Here is a 16,894-nt window from a genome sequence, read left to right on the forward strand (position 1 = left end):
TCAAGACGTTGGAATCCCGTAGATTCGCTTGATCGCCTCGGCCTTGGCCTGCGCCGGCAGATGACCGACCCGCAATGACTTCGCTTGGAGTCGGGCAAGGTACTCCTCGGTGGTACGGATCGGCCGGGCAGGCACGCCCACTGCCACGGTGTTGTCGGGCACGTCGGCGGTGACGACGGCCCCCGCGCCGATCACACACCGGTTGCCGATCGACACCCCCGGCAGGATGAGCGACCGCATCCCAATGTAGACATCGTTTCCCACCGTGATTGGGGCGGTCCACTCCAAGTCAGGGTGCTCCTTCCGCAGTATCAGGGTCCCGCCGTCGTGGGTGACGAACTGCACGCCAGCCGTGATGTGCACGTTGTCCCCGAGGGTGATGAGCCAAGGTTCGGAACCGAACATTCCCAGGCTCATGCCGTAGAACGTGACCCGCCCTGTCATGTTGACGCCGACCATGCGGGCGTATGCCTGGGGATCGCGCGCGGCGACCCATCGCCCCCAAATTGATCTAGCGGCGGACCGGAAAGGCCCGGACACGGCTCACCCCCGACGACAAGCTCAATGCAAACATCAGGCGTAACGACGGTGGAACCGCCGAGTGACGGAGGAGTCCGTCATGCCTTGGCCAGCACCTCGGTGACCAGGTCCTTCGCCTCCTGCTGGATCCGGGCCAGGTGGTCCGGGCCCTGGAACGACTCGGCGTAGATCTTGTAGACGTCCTCGGTGCCGGAGGGGCGGGCCGCGAACCAGCCGGAGTCGGTGGTGACCTTGAGGCCTCCGATGGGGGCGCCGTTGCCCGGTGCGGTGGTGAGGGTCGCGGTGATCGGCTCGCCGGCCAGCTCGGTGGCGGTCACCTGCTCCGGGGAGAGCTTGCCGAGCACGGCCTTCTCCTCCCGCGTCGCCGGTGCGTCGATGCGGGCGTACGCGGGCGCGCCGAACCGTTCGGCCAGCTCGGTCCAGTGCTCGCTGGGGGTGCGGCCGGTGGTGGCCACGATCTCGGAGGCGAGCAGGCAGAGCAGGATGCCGTCCTTGTCGGTGGTCCACGTCCGGCCGTCGCGGCGCAGGAACGACGCGCCGGCGCTCTCCTCGCCACCGAAGCCCACGGCGCCGTCGAGCAGCCCGGGCACGAACCACTTGAAGCCGACGGGCACCTCGAGCAGCGGCCGGCCGAGGTCGGCGGCGACCCGGTCGATCATCGACGAGGAGACGAGGGTCTTGCCGACGGCGGCGTCGGGGCCCCACTCGGTCCGGGTGCGGAAGAGGTGGCCGATCGCCACGGTGAGGTAGTGGTTGGGGTTCATGAGGCCGCCGTCGGGGGTGACGATGCCGTGCCGGTCGGCGTCGGCGTCGTTGCCCGTCGAGACCTGGTAGTCGGCGCGGGCGGCGATGAGCGAGGCCATCGCGTTCGGCGAGGAGCAGTCCATCCGGATCTTGCCGTCGCCGTCGAGCGTCATGAACCGCCAGGTCGGATCGACCGTCGGGTTGATCACGGTGAGGTCGAGGCGGTGCCGCTCGGCGATCTCGCCCCAGTAGGCCACGCTCGCCCCGCCGAGCGGGTCGGCGCCGATGCGCACCCCGGCGGCGCGGACCGCGTCGAGGTCGATCGCCGCCGGCAGGTCGTCGACGTAGCTGGCGAGGAAGTCGTACGTCCCGGTGGTGTCGGCGGCGCGGGCCCGGGCGTACGGGATGCGTTTCACCTCGGCGAGCCCGCCGGCGAGGATCGCGTTGGCCCGGTCCTGGATCCAGCGCGTCACGTCGGTGTCGGCGGGGCCGCCGTGGGTCGGGTTGTACTTGAACCCGCCGTCGTCGGGCGGGTTGTGCGACGGGGTGATCACGATGCCGTCCGCGAGGCCGGCCGTGCGCCCGCGGTTGTGGGTGAGGATGGCGTGCGACAGCGCCGGGGTGGGCGTGTAGCCGTCCCGGCTGTCGACCAGCACGGTGACCCCGTTGGCGGCGAGCACCTCGAGCGCGTCGACCGCGGCCGGGGTGGAGAGGGCGTGGGTGTCCCGGGCCAGGAACAGCGGGCCGTCGACCCCGCGCTCCCGCCGGTAGTCGCACAGCGCCTGGGTGACCGCGAGGATGTGGTCGGAGTTGAAGGCCCGCCGCAGGCTCGACCCCCGGTGGCCGGACGTGCCGAAGGAGACCTGCTGCGCCGGGTCCTGCGGGTCGGGGTGCTCGGCGTAGTAGGCGGTCACCAGCCGGGGCACGTCGATCAGGTCGGCGGGCTCGGCCGGCTGGCCGGCACGGGGATGGGTCACTGCGGCAACCTCCTCGCGGTTGGGGCGGACGCTGGTTCCTTCCCGGTGGGGAGGCCGTCCATGCGTACGGCGGCCGGCGTCACGGCTCGACCCGCTGGCCCTTGCCGATCACCACGACCCCGTTGTCGGAGACAACATAGCGTTGCCGGTCCTTCTCCAGGTCCACACCGATCTCGGCACCCTCGGGCACGTAGACGTTCTTGTCGAGGATGGCCCGCCGGACCACGGCGTGCCGGCCGATCTCCACGCCCTCCATGAGCACCGCCCCGTCCACGTGCGCCCACGAGTGCACCTTGACCTTCGGCGACACGACCGAGTTCTCGACGAGCGAGCCGGAGATCACCGCGCCGGGCGAGACCATCGAGCCGACGGCCCGGCCGACCCGTTCGCCCCACTGGTGGACGAACTTCGCGGGCGGGTACGGCGGCTGCTCGGTGTAGATGGGCCAGTCGAAGTTGTAGAGGTTGAACACCGGGTGCACGTTGATCAGATCCATGTGCGCGTCGTAGAACGAGTCGAGCGTCCCGACGTCGCGCCAGTAGCCGCGGTCGCGGTCGGTGCTCCCGGGCACCTCGTTGTCCTTGAAGTCGTAGACGTTGGCCTCACCGCGCTCGACCAGCATGGGGATGATGCTGCCGCCCATGTCGTGCTTGCTGGTCTTGTCCTCCGCGTCGCGTTCCACCGCCTCGCAGAGCGCCTTGGTGGTGAAGACGTAGTTGCCCATGGAGGCGTAGATCTGGTCGGGGGCGTCGGGCAGGCCGACGGCGTCGGTGGGCTTCTCGCGGAACGCCCGGATCCGCCGGCCGTCCTCGCCGACCTCGATGACGCCGAACTGGTCGGCCGTCGACAGCGGCTGCCGGATGCCGGCGACGGTGACGCCGGCGCCGGAGGCGATGTGGTCCTCGACCATCTGCCGGGGGTCCATCCGGTAGATGTGGTCGGCGCCGAAGACGATCACGTGGTCGGGTTGCTCGTCGTTGATCAGGTTGAAGCTCTGGTAGATGGCGTCGGCCGAGCCGGCGAACCACCACGGGCCCCGGCGCTGCTGCGCGGGCACCGGGGTGACGTAGTTGCCGAGCAGCGTGGACATCCGCCAGGTCTTGGTGATGTGCCGGTCCAGCGAGTGGGACTTGTACTGGGTCAGCACCACGATCTTGAGGTAGCCGGCGTTGGCCAGGTTGGAGAGGACGAAATCGACCATGCGGTACATCCCGCCGAACGGGACGGCCGGCTTGGCCCGGTCCGCGGTCAGCGGCATCAGGCGCTTGCCCTCTCCGCCGGCCAGGACGATCGCGAGCACCTTGGCAGCCATGGTCCGACGCTAACCACCCGCGTCCGACTTCACCACTCGTACGGTCGGACTTCTGCACTAGGGTGCGCTCATGACCGACTCCTCCCCGGCCACCGGCCAGCTGCGCGTCGATCTGCTCACCCGGGAGTACCCTCCCGAGGTCTACGGCGGGGCGGGCGTGCACGTCGAGTACCTGGCCCGGGAGCTGCGCCGGCTGGCCGACGTGCGCGTGCACTGCTTCGGTCTGCCGCGCACCGAGCCGGGCGTGACCGCGTACGCCGATCCGCCGGGGCTGACCGGCGCGAACGCCGCGCTGCGCACGATGGGCGTGGACCTGGAGATGGCCGCGGGGTGCGCCGGGACGGACGTCGTGCACAGCCACACCTGGTACGCCAACCTGGCCGGGCACACCGCGAAGCTGCTCTACGGGGTGCCGCACGTCGTCACGGCGCACAGCCTGGAGCCGCTGCGGCCGTGGAAGGCCGAGCAGCTCGGCGGAGGCTACGCGCTCTCCTCGTGGTGCGAGCGCACGGCCGTGGAGGCGGCGGACGCGGTCATCGCGGTCAGCGAGGGGATGAAGCGGGACGTGCTGACCGCCTACCCGTCGGTGGACCCGGACCGGGTGCGGGTGGTCTACAACGGCATCGACACCGCGCAGTACGCGCCCGACCGGGGGACGGACGTGCTGGCCCGGCTCGGTGTCGACCCGGCGCTGCCCAGCGTGGTCTACGTCGGCCGGGTCACCCGCCAGAAGGGCCTGCCCTACCTGCTGCGCGCGGCGCGGGAGCTGCCGGCGGACACCCAGCTGGTGCTGCTCGCGGGGGCGCCGGACACGGCGGACATCGCGGCCGAGGTGGAGGGTCTGGTCGCCGAGCTGCGGGCGAACCGCTCGGGTGTGGTGTGGGTGGCCGAGATGCTGCCCAAGCACGAGGTGATCCAGGTGCTCACCCACGCCACGCTGTTCGTCTGCCCGTCGGTCTACGAGCCGATGGGCATCGTCAACCTGGAGGCGATGGCCTGCGAGACGGCAGTGGTGGCCACCGCGACGGGCGGCATCCCGGAGGTGGTGGCCGACGGCGAGACGGGCCTGCTGGTCCCCATCGAGCAGGCCACCGACGGCTCGGGTCGACCGCTGGATCCGCGGCGGTTCGTGGCCGACCTGGCGGCGCGGATGAACGAGCTGCTGGCCGACCCGCAACGCGTGGCGGCGTTCGGGCAGGCGGGCCGGCGTCGGGCGGTCGAGCACTTCTCCTGGGACGCCATCGCCGCGCGGACGCTGGAGGTCTACCGGTCGGTGGGCGCCGCCGGGTGAGTGGCTACCGGTCGGGCGAGATCAGCTCGAGTGTGGGGAAGTACGCGCGGTAGCGGCCGTCGTCGCGGGTCAACAGCCGGTATCGGCACACCGCGGCGTGCGCTCCGATGTAGAAGTCCGCCAGCGGCGAACGCTTCGTCCCGCCCCGGGCCCGATACATCGCGTACGCCTTGCCGGCCAGGAACCCCGCCGGGTACGGCAACTCCTCGCGGAGGAAGTCCGCCGCGGGTAACGCGTCGTCGAGCTCCTCGATGCTGGCGAAACGGACAGACACCTCGGCGTACACGATCGGGTTGACGACGAGTGCACCGTCGTCCCGGGCGGCGGCGAGGGCGTCGCCCGACCACCCGGCCCATTGCGGGTCCTCGGTGAAGATGTCCAGCAGGACATTGGTGTCGACCAGGGTGGTCGCGGTGTCGGCGGGCCTGGTGGGAACGGATCGCAGGCGCTCACTCGCCACGCAGCAGCTCCATCAGCTCGTCGGTGGACATGCCCTCGGTCTGCTTCGCGGCGCCGCGACCGCGCATGTGCCGTACCAGGCGCTGCCCTCTGCTCTCGGCGTCCGCGACCCGGACGATGCGCAGCGCGCCACCCTCCTCCACGACGTCGACCTCGTCACCCTCGTGCAACCCGTGGCGCGCCCGCAAGGCCGCCGGGATGGTGACCTGCCCCTTGCTGTTCAGCTTCACGGCAACCCCCTATTACGTATCACCCATGATACGTGTCAGGTGGGGTCCGGCATCACCGTTGTCCTGAGCGCGAAGCGATCACAGGCAGTAGGTTGGCGGGGTGACTGGACGGTTCCCGATCGAAGACGTCTCCCCCGTCGTCTCGTGCGGTCGCTATCCGGCCAAGGCGGTGGTCGGCGAGGTCGTGCCGGTGGCGGCCCGGGCCTACCGCGAGGGCCACGACGCGCTGGGCTGCGGCGTGGTGTGGCGGGGCCCGGACGGCGCCCCGCGACCGTTCACCCGGATGCGCCCCGGCGAGCCGGGCCAGGACCGGTGGCACGCCACGATCCGGCCCGACGCGGTCGGCATGTGGACGTTCCACGTCGAGGCGTTCGCCGACCCGTACCTCACCTGGCAGAACGCGGTGACGAAGAAGGTCGCGGCCGGGCAGGGGCCGGCGGAGCTGGCCAACGACCTCGCCGAGGGCGCCCGGGTGCTGGACGCCGCCGCGCCGTTGGTGCCGGCAGGGCAGCGGGAGCGGGTGGTCGCGGCCGCCGCGGCGCTGCGCGACGGCGACCGGCCGTTGTCGCAGCGGGTCGCGCCGGCGCTTGAGCTTGCCGACCTGCTCTGGGACCACCCGGTGCGGGAGCTGGTCACCGTGGGCGAGGAGCACCGGCTCTGGGTGGACCGGGAGCGGGCGTTGTTCTCCGCCTGGTACGAGTTCTTCCCCCGCTCCGAGGGCGCCGTCCCGGCCACCGTCGACGCACCGGCCCGCTCCGGCACGTTCGCCAGCGCCACGGAACGGCTGCCCGGGGTCGCGGCCATGGGCTTCGACGTGCTCTACCTGCCGCCGATCCACCCCATCGGCCGGGTCAACCGCAAGGGCCGCAACAACGCCCTCACCGCGGGGCCGGACGACGTGGGCTCGCCGTGGGCGATCGGCGCCGCGGAGGGCGGCCACGACGCCATCCACCCCGACCTGGGTACGCCGGAGGACTTCCGCGACTTCGTGGCCGCCGCCGCCGAGCGGGGCCTGGAGGTGGCGATGGACCTCGCGTTGCAGTGCGCGCCCGACCACCCGTGGGTGCGCGAGCACCCGGAGTGGTTCACGACCCGGGCCGACGGCACCATCGCGTACGCGGAGAACCCGCCGAAGAAGTACCAGGACATCTACCCGCTGAACTTCGACAACGACCCGGAGGGCATCCGGGCGGAGATCCTGCGGGTGGTGCTGCACTGGGTCGGCGAGGGTGTGCGCATCTTCCGCGTCGACAACCCGCACACCAAGCCGTTCGACTTCTGGCACTGGCTGATCGGGGAGGTCAAGAAGGTCGACCCGGACGTGCTGTTCCTCGCCGAGGCGTTCACCCGGCCGGCGATCATGCACGGTCTCGGCAAGATCGGCTTCACCCAGTCGTACACGTACTTCACCTGGCGCACCTCGGCCGCGGAGATGCGGGAGTACTGCGCGGAGCTGGTCGCCGCGGCCGACTACATGCGACCGAACTTCTGGCCGAACACGCCGGACATCCTGCACGAGACGCTCCAGCACGGCGGCCCGCCGATGTTCAAGATCCGGGCGGTGCTGGCGGCGTTGCTCTCGCCCTCCTGGGGCATGTACGCCGGCTACGAGCTGTTCGAGCACGTGGCCCGCCCCGGCGCCGAGGAGTACCTGGACAACGAGAAGTACGAGCTGCGCCCCCGGGACTGGGCCGACGCCGAGGCGCGGGGCCGTTCGCTGGCGCCCTTCGTGGCCACCCTCAACCGGGTACGCCGGGAGAACCCGGCCCTGCGCCGGCTGCGGAACCTGCGCTTCCACGACATCGACAACCCGGCGCTGCTCTGCTGGTCCAAACACGACCCGGACACCGGCAACACGGTGATCGTGGTCTGCTCGTTCGACCCGCGCGAGGTGCAGTGGGGCAACACCACGCTGGACATGCCGGCGCTCGGCCTGGACTGGCACGACCGGTTCACCGTGCACGACGAGCTGACCGGCACCAGCTACGACTGGGGGCAGCGCAACGCCGTGCGGCTCGACCCGTACCTGCAACCCGCGCACGTGCTGACCGTGCGCCGTCCGGTCCCGCCCGCCGAGGCGCCGCCCGCGGCCCCGACCGGCCCGGCGGACCTCACCGTCGAGGCCGTCCCCGACGACCTCTCCGGCGGCACCGCCCCCACCACCCCCGCCGAGAAGGACGACGCCCGATGGAGCAGCTGATCGCCGGCCACGCCTACGACCCGCACGGGGTGCTCGGCGCGCACCCGGCCGGCGGCCGGACCACCATCCGTACGCTCCGCCGGGGCGCCGGCGACGTCGCCGTGCTGGTCGACGGCGAGCGCCACCCCATGAAGCGGGTGCACGACGCCGGGATCTTCGAGGCGACCCTGCCGGGCACCGTCCTGGACTACCGGGTCGACGTCGACGGCACGGTGGTCGACGACCCCTACCGCTACCCGCCCACCCTCGGCGAGCTGGACCTGCACCTGATCGGCGAGGGCCGGCACGAGCGGCTGTGGGAGGCGCTGGGCGCACGGGTCTTCGACGAGGGCGTGGCGTTCGCCGTGTGGGCGCCCAACGCGCGGGGCGTCCGGGTGGTGGGCGAGTTCACCGGCTGGGCGCCCGACGACGGCTGGCCGATGCGGTCCCTCGGGTCCAGCGGCGTGTGGGAGATCTTCGTGCCGGGCGTCCCGGTCGGTGCCCGGTACAAGTACCGGATCCTCGGCGCCGACGGCCACTGGCGCGACAAGGCCGACCCCCTCGCGGCGTACGCCGAGGTGCCGCCGGCCACCGCCTCGGTGGTGCACCACTCGACGTACGAGTGGTCCGACGCGGCGTGGCTGGAGCGGCGGGCCCGTCGCCGGCCGCACCAGGAGCCGATGAGCGTGTACGAGGTGCACCTCGGCTCGTGGCGGCCGGGGCTCGGCTACCGGGAGCTGGCCGACCAGCTCACCGAGTACGTCACGGGGCTGGGTTTCACGCACGTGGAGTTCCTGCCGGTGATGGAACACCCGTTCGGCGGCTCGTGGGGCTACCAGGTCACCGGCTACTACGCGCCGACGGCCCGGTTCGGCGACCCGGACGACTTCCGGTACCTGGTGGACCGGCTGCACGCCGCGGGCGTCGGCGTGATCCTCGACTGGGTGCCCGCGCACTTCCCGCGCGACGAGTGGGCCCTCGCGCGGTTCGACGGCACCCCGCTGTACGAGCACCCCGATCCGCGCCGCGGCGAACACCCCGACTGGGGCACGTACGTCTTCGACTTCGGGCGCCGGGAGGTCCGCAACTTCCTGGTCGCGAACGCGCTCTACTGGCTGGAGGAGTTCCACGTCGACGGGCTGCGCGTGGACGCGGTCGCCTCGATGCTCTACCTGGACTACTCCCGCCAGGAGGGGCAGTGGGTCCCGAACCAGTACGGCGGCCGGGAGAACCTGGAGGCGATCGCGTTCCTCCAGGAGGTGAACGCGACCGTCTACAAGCACCACCCGGGGGTGCTCATGGTGGCCGAGGAGTCGACGGCCTGGCCGGGCGTCACCCGGCCCACCTCCGGCGGCGGGCTCGGTTTCGGGTTCAAGTGGAACATGGGCTGGATGCACGACACCCTGCTCTACGTCTCGAAGGACCCGATCTACCGCCAGCACCACCACCATCAGCTCACGTTCTCCCTCGCGTACGCCTGGAGCGAGAACTACGTGCTGCCGATCAGCCACGACGAGGTGGTGCACGGCAAGGGCTCACTGGCCGGCAAGATGCCCGGCGACACGTGGCAGCGGTTGGCGAACGTACGCGCGCTGCTCGCGTACATGTGGGCGCACCCGGGCAAGCAGCTGCTGTTCATGGGCTGCGAGCTGGCCGACGACCGGGAGTGGAGCGAGGAACGCGGGCTCGACTGGTACCTGCTGCACGACCCGGGCCGCGCGGGCGTCCAGCGGCTCGTCGGCGACCTGAACCGGGTCTACCGGGACACGCCGGCGCTGTGGGCGCAGGACACCGAGCCCGCCGGGTTCCGGTGGATCGCCGGGGACGACGTGGCCCACAACGCCGTCTCGTTCGTCCGGATCGCCCCGGACGGCTCCACCGTGGTGTGCGTGGCGAACTTCTCCGCGGTGCCGCTGCACGACTACCGGATCGGCCTGCCCGCCGGCGGGACGTGGCGGGAGGTGCTCAACACCGACGCCGCGCACTACGGCGGCTCGGGGGTGGGCAACCTCGGCGAGGTCCACGGCGAGGACGTGCCGTGGCACGGCATGGTCGCCTCCGTCGCGCTCCAGGTGCCCCCGCTCGGCGTGCTCTGGCTGCGCCCCGAGTGAGCGGTAGCCGTCCGGGACCCGGTCGTGCCGCTCAGACCAGGCCGGCGTCGCGCAGCAGCTGCCACAGCCCGGCGCCGTCGGGCGCCGACAGCCACTTCTGCCCCACCGGCCCCGCCATCGGGCGCCCGGCCGGTGCGGGCAGGCTGCCGGCGAGCACCGACTGCGTCGGAGAGAGCCGGCGGATGGCCACCCCGGCCACGTTGTCCGGGTGGGCGGCCGCGAACTCGCGGTAGATCTCCTGGTCGTGCTGCCCGTCGTCGCCGACCAGCAGCCACTGCACCTCGGGGAACTCCCGGGCGAGCCGGGCCAGGGTGGCCCGTTTGTGCTCCTGGCCGCTGCGGAACCACCGGTCGGCCGTCGGCCCCCAGTCGGTGAGCAGCAGCGGGCCGGCCGGGTAGAGGTGCCGGGACAGGAACCGGGTGAGCGTCGGCGCCACGTTCCACGCGCCCGTCGACAGGTAGAACACGGGCGCGCCCGGGTGCGCGGTGACCAGGCGCTCGTAGAGCACCGCCATGCCGGGCACCGCGGCCCGGGCGTGCTCGTCGAGGACGAACGTGTTCCACGCGGCGAGCAGCGGCCGGGGCAGCGCGGTCACCATGACCGTGTCGTCGATGTCGGAGAGGATGCCGAACCGGACGGCCGGGTCGAGGACACGCACGGGCGCCTCGACCGGCTCGGCGTCCGGCACGCTGAGTCGTACCGAGCCCCAGCCGGGCGGCAGGTCCGCCTCGACCACCGTGTCGACGAAGCCGCTGCGGTCGGTCTGCGCCTCGTGCCGCACCCCGCCCGCCTCGATGGTCACCGCGACGTGCTTGGCGGGCAGGGTGGTGAAGCTGCGCCACCCGCGGACCTTCTCCAGCCGCGCGCGCTGCCGGGTGTCCGGGCGGCCCAGCAGCACCCGGCACAGCACCCGCACCCAGCCGGGCGCGCCGTAGCCCGTGTAGGCCACGATGTTGATCCGCCACCCCGTGCGCCGCAGCCGGCGCTCGACGAACTGGTGCACGGCGTCCTCGATCCGCGCCGCCCGGTGCAGGCGCGGTACGGCCAACTGGCCGGCGGGAGTCGGTGGCACGCTGCCACCCTGCCACACGGGCGCGGTCGCGGCCACGCGAGGCGATCCGCGCCCGGCCGGTCTGCCCCGATCCACCGCGCCCACCCCCGCGATCGTGAAACACTCCGGACGGGACGACGACGGGGGCGTGGTCGTGTCGCAACCAGTGCAGGACCGTGGTCGGTGGCGTCCGCGGCTCGACCGGCCGGCGCTGGTCGCGCTGCTGCTCGGGCTGGTCGGGATCGTGTACCGGCTGGTGCTGACGCTGCTCACCGTGCCGGTGTCGAACAGCGACGAGGCCACGTTCGGCCTGGCCGCGCTGCACATTGCGCAGGGCCGGGCGCATCCGGTCTTCCTCTACGGCCAGCGCTACATGGGGATGCTCGAGTCGTACCTGGCCGCGCCGCTGATCGCGCTCTCCGGACCCAGCTGGCCCGTGCTGCGGTTGCCGATGCTCGTCCTGTACGCGGTCTTCCTCTACCTGATCCACCGGCTCACCCGGCGGATCTGCTCACCCTGGTTCGCCACGTTCGTGGTCGGCCTGCTCGCCCTCGGCCCGGAACGCGTCGTACGGGACCAGCTGACCGTCGTGGGTGGCCGGCCGGAGGTGAAACCGGCGGTGCTGCTGATGCTGCTGATCGCCGTGGGCCTGGCGACGGGCACCGTCCGCCGGCGCCGCCTGGCCGTCGGCCTCTTCGGCCTGCTCGGCGGGCTCGCCCTCTGGTCGGACTGGCTGATCGTGCCGTACCTCGCGGTGGCCGGGCTGCTGCTGCTCTACGCGGCCCGCCGGGAGCTGCTCGGCTGGGCCGGGGCGCTGCTGGTGGCCGGCTTCGCCGCCGGGGTCGCCCCGATGATCCGGGACAACCTCGTGGCGCCGCCCGGCCAGGACTCGCTGTCGGTCTTCCGGGAGATCAGCAGCCGCGCCGGGCCGGCGCCCCCGTGGTCGCAGCGGCTGCACGGCGGGCTGCTGGAGGGGGTTCCGCTGGCCGGCGGGCTCTGCCCGATCGGCGGCTGCGCCCGGTGGCAGGAGTGGTTCGGCGTCCTCTACCCGGTGCTCCTGGTCGCCGCGGCGGCGCTCGCGCTGGTCTTCTACCGGCGCACGGCCGGCGCGCCGCGCGGCGTGCGGATCCGGCCCGTCGCGCACCTCGCGCTGATCGCCGGCGCGGCGCTCACCCTCCTGTCGTACGTGCGCAGCCCGCTCGCGGCCACCGACCCGCTCGGCAACGCGCGGTACCTGTCGGTGCTCCAGATCTCCCTGCCGGCCGTGCTGTGGCCGCTCTGGCTGGCGGCGCTGGCCTGCTGGCGGGGGACGGTCGGCGCGCTGGGCCGGCTGACCGGCGCCCTGGCGACCGCCCTGCTGGCCGCGCTGGCCGCCACCAGCCTCGCGGCCACGGTGCTCTTCGTGGCCACCGGCGTCGGCGCCTCCCGCATCGAGGAGCGGCGGGCCCGGGACCTGGCCGCCGTGTTGCGCGCCGACGGGCCGCACGAGGTGTACGGGGACTACTGGATCTGCAACCGGCTGGTCTTCAACACCGGTGAGGAGGTGGTGTGCGGGGTGCTCGACGACGCCCTCACCCCCGGGCAGAACCGGTACCTGCCGTACTGGCGGAAGGTGGGCCGGGCCCCGCGGCCGGGTTACGTGGTGGAGGCCGGCTCGACCGCCGACCGGCGGCTGCGCCGGCTGCTCGGCGACCGCCTGGACAGCACGCCGGTCCGTGACGTCGGCGGCTACCGCGTCTACCACCCGGAGACCCCGGTGCGGCCCTGGCGGTAGATTCCAGCGGTGCTCATCCTGCTGCCTCCGTCCGAGGGGAAGGCCGACGCCGGCACCGGCCGGCGGCTGGACCTGGCCCGGCTCAGCATGCCGGAGCTGACCCCGGCCCGGGAGGAGGTGCTGGCCGCGCTGGTCGCGCTCTGCGACGGGCCGGACGAGGCGGCGGCCCGGGCCGCGCTCGGGCTCAGTGAGGGCCAGCGCGACGAGCTGCGCCGCAACGCGCGCCTCACGCGGGCGGCGACCACGCCCGCCGCGCGCCTCTACACGGGGGTGCTCTACGAGGCGCTCGACCTGGCCACGCTGCCGCCCGCCGCGACGCGGGCGGCCCGCCGCTCGGTGCTGATCGGCTCGGGGCTGTGGGGCACCGTACGCCTCACCGACCGGATCCCGCCCTACCGCTGCCCCATCGGGGCGAGGCTGCCCGGCCTGGGGGCGCTGTCGGCGTACTGGCGGCGGGCGCTGGGGCCGGCGATGACCGCGGCGGCGGGCGGGCGGCCCGTGCTCGACCTGCGCTCCGGCGCGTACGCCGCGACCTGGACGCCGCAGGGCGAGCTGGCGGCGCGGACGGTGACCGTCCGGGTGCTGCACGAGCGCGAGGTCGACGGCGCACCGGTCCGTTCCGTGGTCAGCCACTTCAACAAGGCGACGAAGGGGCGGCTGGTCCGCGACCTGCTGCTCGCCGACGTGCGGCCGCGCACCGCCGGCCAGCTCGTGGCCGCGCTGCGGGACCTGAAGTACACGGTGGTGGAGCAGCCGTCGCCCGCCGGGCGGCCGCGCCAGGTCGACGTGGTGGTCACCGAACTCTGAGGCGGCGTCCGCAAGATTTCCTCAAGGCTGGGCTCGATCGGTTTCCCTGCCCGGGACACAGGGGCCACGGTAGGGATACCACGACGCCGACAAGGGAGTACCTCCGTTGGCCCGCGAACCCACCCTGCTCGACCGGCAACGCCGGCCGTCGGCACCGCCCCCACTCGACTGGCTGACCCTGGCCGACGCGTTCGAGGCCTCCTGCCTCCTGCGCTGCATGCCTCCGCCGGCCGGCACCCGGCCGGCGCGGGCGGCGGATCCCGGCCCCACGCCGGTGGTGGAGTTCAACCGTGAGGACGCCGCCCAGCGGATGCGGCAGCTCCTGGAGCGGCTGGGCGTCCCCGTCGCCCACGAGTTCACGATCGGCGGCCTGCGCCGCCGCTACGAGTTGCACCGGCTCCAGGTGGGGCGCGAGCACCAGCTGCGCTACGCGCGGTTGGTGGAGGCCGGCTGGCGGCAGGGCCGCCGGGAGCTGCTCGCCGCGCCGGTGTCCGGCGCGTCCGCGCCTCGCCGCGTGTGGATACCCCGGCTCGCCGAGGCCGCCTGGCGCTCGGCCCTGCTGGCCGGCGGGCGGCACGTCCGGCGGCACATCCTGGGCATCCGCCTCACCGACCGGGAACTCGCCGCCGTGCTGATCCGCAGCGCCGCCCTGCTGGGCGTGCCGGCGGAGCTGCGGCCCGGCACCGGTTGTTTCCTGGTCAGCGTGGCCGCCGGCCCGGATCGGCTCCGGATCCTGCACCGGACCACGCTCGCCCCCGCCTCGGCCGGCCAACCGGCCTGACCCGTCGGGACGCACGGGCGACCCCGGTGGGGCCGTTCATGCAGGCGTGACGTCTGGGTCGTCCGCAGGTGCACCTTCTGTCACCCGCCGGCCCCGCATGACGGACCCGGGAACGGGTCCGGCACGGCCCCCGCGTCGGCGGGCGAGGAGTTGCGGTCGACCGCTCACCCGGCGCAGAGTGCTGCCCGTGACTGGTTCCTGGTCCGGGCGTGTCGCCCGTCCCGCGACGCTGCTGGCGGTGTTGCTGACGGTGACCGTCGGCGTGGGCGGGTGCCGGGACGCTCCCGGCGCACCAGTGCAGATCCGCATCGCCACCGGCAGCCCGACCGCCGTCTACCACGCCTTCGGGGAGTCCCTCGCCGCCATCCTCAACCGGGAGCTGCCGGGCGTACGCGCCAGCGTCGTGGTCACGGCCGCCTCGGCGGAGAACGTACGGCTCGTCGGCTCGGGCCAGGCTGAGCTCGGTTTCACGCAGGCCGACGTGCTGCCGACCGATCCCTCGGCGGAGCCCCACGTGGCGGCCATCGCCCGGGTCTACGACGACCAGCTGCACCTGGTCGCGTCCGGCGCCGGCCCGGTGCACACGGTGGCCGACCTGCTCGGCCGGCGGGTCTCGGTGGGCGCGGCCGGCTCGGGCACCGAGATCACGGTGAACCGGCTGCTCGACGTGGCCGGGCTGGGCGGCGACGACCAGGTTCGCCGGTACCGCCTCGGGCTCGACGAGTCGGTGGCGGCACTGCGTTCCGGCCGGATCGACGCGTTCTTCTTCTCCGGCGGGCTGCCCGTGCGGGCCATCGCGGACCTGGCCGAGGGCAGTCCCACCCGGATCGTGGACCTCGGGGCGTGGACGGAGCCGCTGCGGGAGCGCTACGGCGAGGTGTACGTGTCCCGGGACATCCCCCGGTCGGTGTACGGGGTGGACCCGGTCACCACGGTCGCCGACCCGAACTTTCTCATCGTGGGCGCCAACCTGCCGGAGTCACTGGTGCGGGACGTGACCCGGCTGCTCATGGAGCGCCGCTCGGAACTGGCGGCCGCGCACCCGGCGGCCGGGCGGATGAGCCCACGCTCGGCGATCGCCACCTCGCCGCTGCCGCTGCACCCGGGCGCCGCCGCCTGGTACCGCGCGGCGAAACCCTGACCGGCTGGCGCCGCCAATAGCCGGTCGTCGCCGCCCGTAGCCGCCGTAGCCGCCGTCGCCGCCCCTAGCCGGCCGTCGCCGGCAACCGGTCCGGCACCGGCGGGCAGGCGCCGTCCACCGGCCCCTGGTCGGGCGCCGGGAACCAGAGGCCGGCCACCAGGCCGCGCGGCACTCCCGCGCGCATGGTGAGCCGCCCGTCGGAGGCGTCGACCAGCACGGCGACGATGGTCAGGCCCAGCCCCGCGCCGTCCACGTTCTGCACGTCCGGCGCCCGCCAGAACCGCTCGGTCGCCTGACCGAGCTGGCTGTCGGTCATGCCCGGCCCGGTGTCGCGCACCTCCAGCGCGACGCCGCCGTCGCGGGCCGCCACGGTCACCGTCACCTCACCGCCCGCGCCGCTGAACTTGACCGCGTTGTCGATGAGCGCGTCGAGGGCCTGGTCCACGGCCGTCGGCACGGTCCAGGCGTACGTGGGGGTGTCGGGCGCGACCAGCCCGAGCGTCACCTCGCGGTGCCGGGCCAGCGGCTGCCAGGCGGCCACCCGCGAGGCGGCCACCTCGGCCGCGTCCACGACGACCCGTTCGTTCTCCTGACGCTCGGCGCGGGCCAGCGTGAGCAGCGCGTCGAGCACCAGCGCGAGCCGATCGGTCTCCTCCAGCGCCAGCCGGTGCTCCGTCCGTCCCTGGGGGTCGGTGAGGCTCGGGCCCAGCTCCTCCACCCGGAGCCGCAGCGCCGTGAGCGGGTTGCGCAACTGGTGACTGGCGTGCGCCACGAAGGCGCGCTGGCGGTCCATCACGTCCGACACCGCGTCCGCCATGGTGTTGAAGCTGGCCATCAGCCGGCGCAGCTCCGGGGGCCCGAGGTGGTGCTGCACCCGCGCGTCACGGTCACCCTCGGTGATCTCGTGGGTGACCGCGTCCAGTTCGGTGACCGGACGCAGCACCCAACCGGCCAGCCCGAACGCGGTGAGCACGCAGGCCAGCACGACGAGCAGGCCGATACCGGCGAGCGCCAGCCACCAGGCCGTGACGGTGCGACGGACGGCGGCGACGGGGGTGACGGTGACGATCGCGCCCAGCACCTCGCCGCCGTCGTTGATCGGCACCGCCACCACCACGGGCGCGTCCACCCAGGGCCAGACCGAATCGGGGCCGCTCACCTGCTGGCCGGCGAGGGCCGCGTCCAGCGCCTCGCCGGTGCCGGTCGCGGACTGCCAGTGGGCGGAGGCGACCAGGCTGCGCCGGTCCCGGTCGACCACCGCCGCCCCGATGCCGTACAGATCGTCGTAGCTGCGCAGCTCGCTCTCCAGCGGACCGGTGCCGCCGCCGCGCAGCGCCGGCCCGGCCAGCGAGGCGAACCGGGTGGCGTCGGCGAGCCGGTCGGCGCGTACCCGGTCGGTCTCCCGCGTCGCCAGGGTGATCGCGAGCGGGGTCTCCAGCGCGATGAGGACCAGCACCATCAACAGCAGGTAGCTGATCACCAGCCGACGACGCATCG

14 protein-coding genes are annotated in these 16,894 nt (G+C 73.3%); 7 read left to right on the forward strand and 7 right to left on the reverse strand.

What is annotated here, in order from left to right; all coding sequences use genetic code 11:
- The 3 genes from D7193_RS34515 to glgC all read right to left on the reverse strand — a co-directional run bounded on the left by D7193_RS34515 (position 1) and on the right by glgC (position 3,573).
- Complete coding sequence (locus D7193_RS34515; RefSeq protein WP_206611835.1) at positions 1 to 459, reverse strand: acyltransferase; 459 nt, start codon at positions 457 to 459, stop codon at positions 1 to 3.
- A gap of 158 nt (positions 460 to 617) precedes the next feature.
- Complete coding sequence (pgm, locus tag D7193_RS01565; protein WP_120777594.1) at positions 618 to 2,261, reverse strand: phosphoglucomutase (alpha-D-glucose-1,6-bisphosphate-dependent); 1,644 nt, start codon at positions 2,259 to 2,261, stop codon at positions 618 to 620.
- A 79-nt stretch (positions 2,262 to 2,340) separates the two neighbouring features.
- The gene (gene glgC, locus D7193_RS01570; protein WP_120777595.1) at positions 2,341 to 3,573 is read right to left on the reverse strand and encodes a glucose-1-phosphate adenylyltransferase; all 1,233 of its coding nucleotides are present in this window, start codon (positions 3,571 to 3,573) and stop codon (positions 2,341 to 2,343) included.
- 70 nt (positions 3,574 to 3,643) lie between these two features.
- Here glgC and glgA point away from each other — a divergent pair, with 70 nt between their 5' ends.
- The gene (gene glgA / locus D7193_RS01575; RefSeq protein WP_120777596.1) at positions 3,644 to 4,864 is read left to right on the forward strand and encodes a glycogen synthase; all 1,221 of its coding nucleotides are present in this window, start codon (positions 3,644 to 3,646) and stop codon (positions 4,862 to 4,864) included.
- A 4-nt stretch (positions 4,865 to 4,868) separates the two neighbouring features.
- On the opposite strand, the gene D7193_RS01580 is transcribed toward glgA, so the two are convergent.
- Positions 4,869 to 5,324 carry a type II toxin-antitoxin system VapC family toxin gene (locus tag D7193_RS01580; protein WP_120777597.1) on the reverse strand — a complete coding sequence of 152 codons (456 nt, stop codon included), beginning with the start codon at positions 5,322 to 5,324 and terminating at the stop codon, positions 4,869 to 4,871.
- Positions 5,314 to 5,553: an AbrB/MazE/SpoVT family DNA-binding domain-containing protein gene (locus D7193_RS01585; protein WP_120777598.1), complete on the reverse strand. Its 240-nt coding sequence runs from the start codon at positions 5,551 to 5,553 to the stop codon at positions 5,314 to 5,316. Before D7193_RS01585 ends, D7193_RS01580 begins: the two co-directional genes overlap by 11 nt.
- Positions 5,554 to 5,653: 100 nt before the next feature.
- On the opposite strand from D7193_RS01585, the gene D7193_RS01590 reads away from it, so the two are divergent.
- Positions 5,654 to 7,753: an alpha-1,4-glucan--maltose-1-phosphate maltosyltransferase gene (locus tag D7193_RS01590; RefSeq protein WP_120777599.1), complete on the forward strand. Its 2,100-nt coding sequence runs from the start codon at positions 5,654 to 5,656 to the stop codon at positions 7,751 to 7,753.
- Positions 7,741 to 9,843, forward strand: a complete 2,103-nt coding sequence (gene glgB, locus D7193_RS01595) for a 1,4-alpha-glucan branching protein GlgB (RefSeq protein WP_120777600.1) — start codon at positions 7,741 to 7,743, stop codon at positions 9,841 to 9,843. The genes D7193_RS01590 and glgB overlap by 13 nt, the downstream gene beginning before the upstream one ends.
- A gap of 31 nt (positions 9,844 to 9,874) precedes the next feature.
- Here glgB and D7193_RS01600 read toward each other — a convergent pair whose 3' ends face one another.
- Entirely contained in the window at positions 9,875 to 10,915 is a 1,041-nt protein-coding gene (locus tag D7193_RS01600; RefSeq protein ID WP_120779166.1) for an App1 family protein, read from the reverse strand.
- Positions 10,916 to 11,009: 94 nt separating this feature from the next.
- On the opposite strand from D7193_RS01600, the gene D7193_RS01605 reads away from it, so the two are divergent.
- From D7193_RS01605 to D7193_RS01620, 4 genes are all read left to right on the forward strand, one after another.
- Positions 11,010 to 12,668 (forward strand): hypothetical protein, encoded by a 1,659-nt coding sequence (locus D7193_RS01605; protein ID WP_174242529.1) that lies wholly within the window; start codon positions 11,010 to 11,012, stop codon positions 12,666 to 12,668.
- A gap of 9 nt (positions 12,669 to 12,677) precedes the next feature.
- Complete coding sequence (yaaA, locus tag D7193_RS01610; protein ID WP_120777602.1) at positions 12,678 to 13,475, forward strand: peroxide stress protein YaaA; 798 nt, start codon at positions 12,678 to 12,680, stop codon at positions 13,473 to 13,475.
- Positions 13,476 to 13,581: 106 nt separating this feature from the next.
- Entirely contained in the window at positions 13,582 to 14,256 is a 675-nt protein-coding gene (locus D7193_RS01615; protein ID WP_120777603.1) for a hypothetical protein, read from the forward strand.
- Positions 14,257 to 14,443: 187 nt separating this feature from the next.
- On the forward strand, positions 14,444 to 15,397 hold the full coding sequence (locus D7193_RS01620) for a TAXI family TRAP transporter solute-binding subunit (RefSeq protein ID WP_377456413.1): 954 nt from the start codon (positions 14,444 to 14,446) through the stop codon (positions 15,395 to 15,397).
- A gap of 64 nt (positions 15,398 to 15,461) precedes the next feature.
- On the opposite strand, the gene D7193_RS01625 is transcribed toward D7193_RS01620, so the two are convergent.
- On the reverse strand, positions 15,462 to 16,892 hold the full coding sequence (locus tag D7193_RS01625; RefSeq protein ID WP_120777605.1) for a sensor histidine kinase: 1,431 nt from the start codon (positions 16,890 to 16,892) through the stop codon (positions 15,462 to 15,464).
- Positions 16,893 to 16,894: the final 2 nt, after the last annotated feature.

This window comes from Micromonospora costi (genome assembly GCF_003626655.1).
In the GTDB taxonomy this organism is placed as follows: domain Bacteria; phylum Actinomycetota; class Actinomycetes; order Mycobacteriales; family Micromonosporaceae; genus Micromonospora; species Micromonospora costi.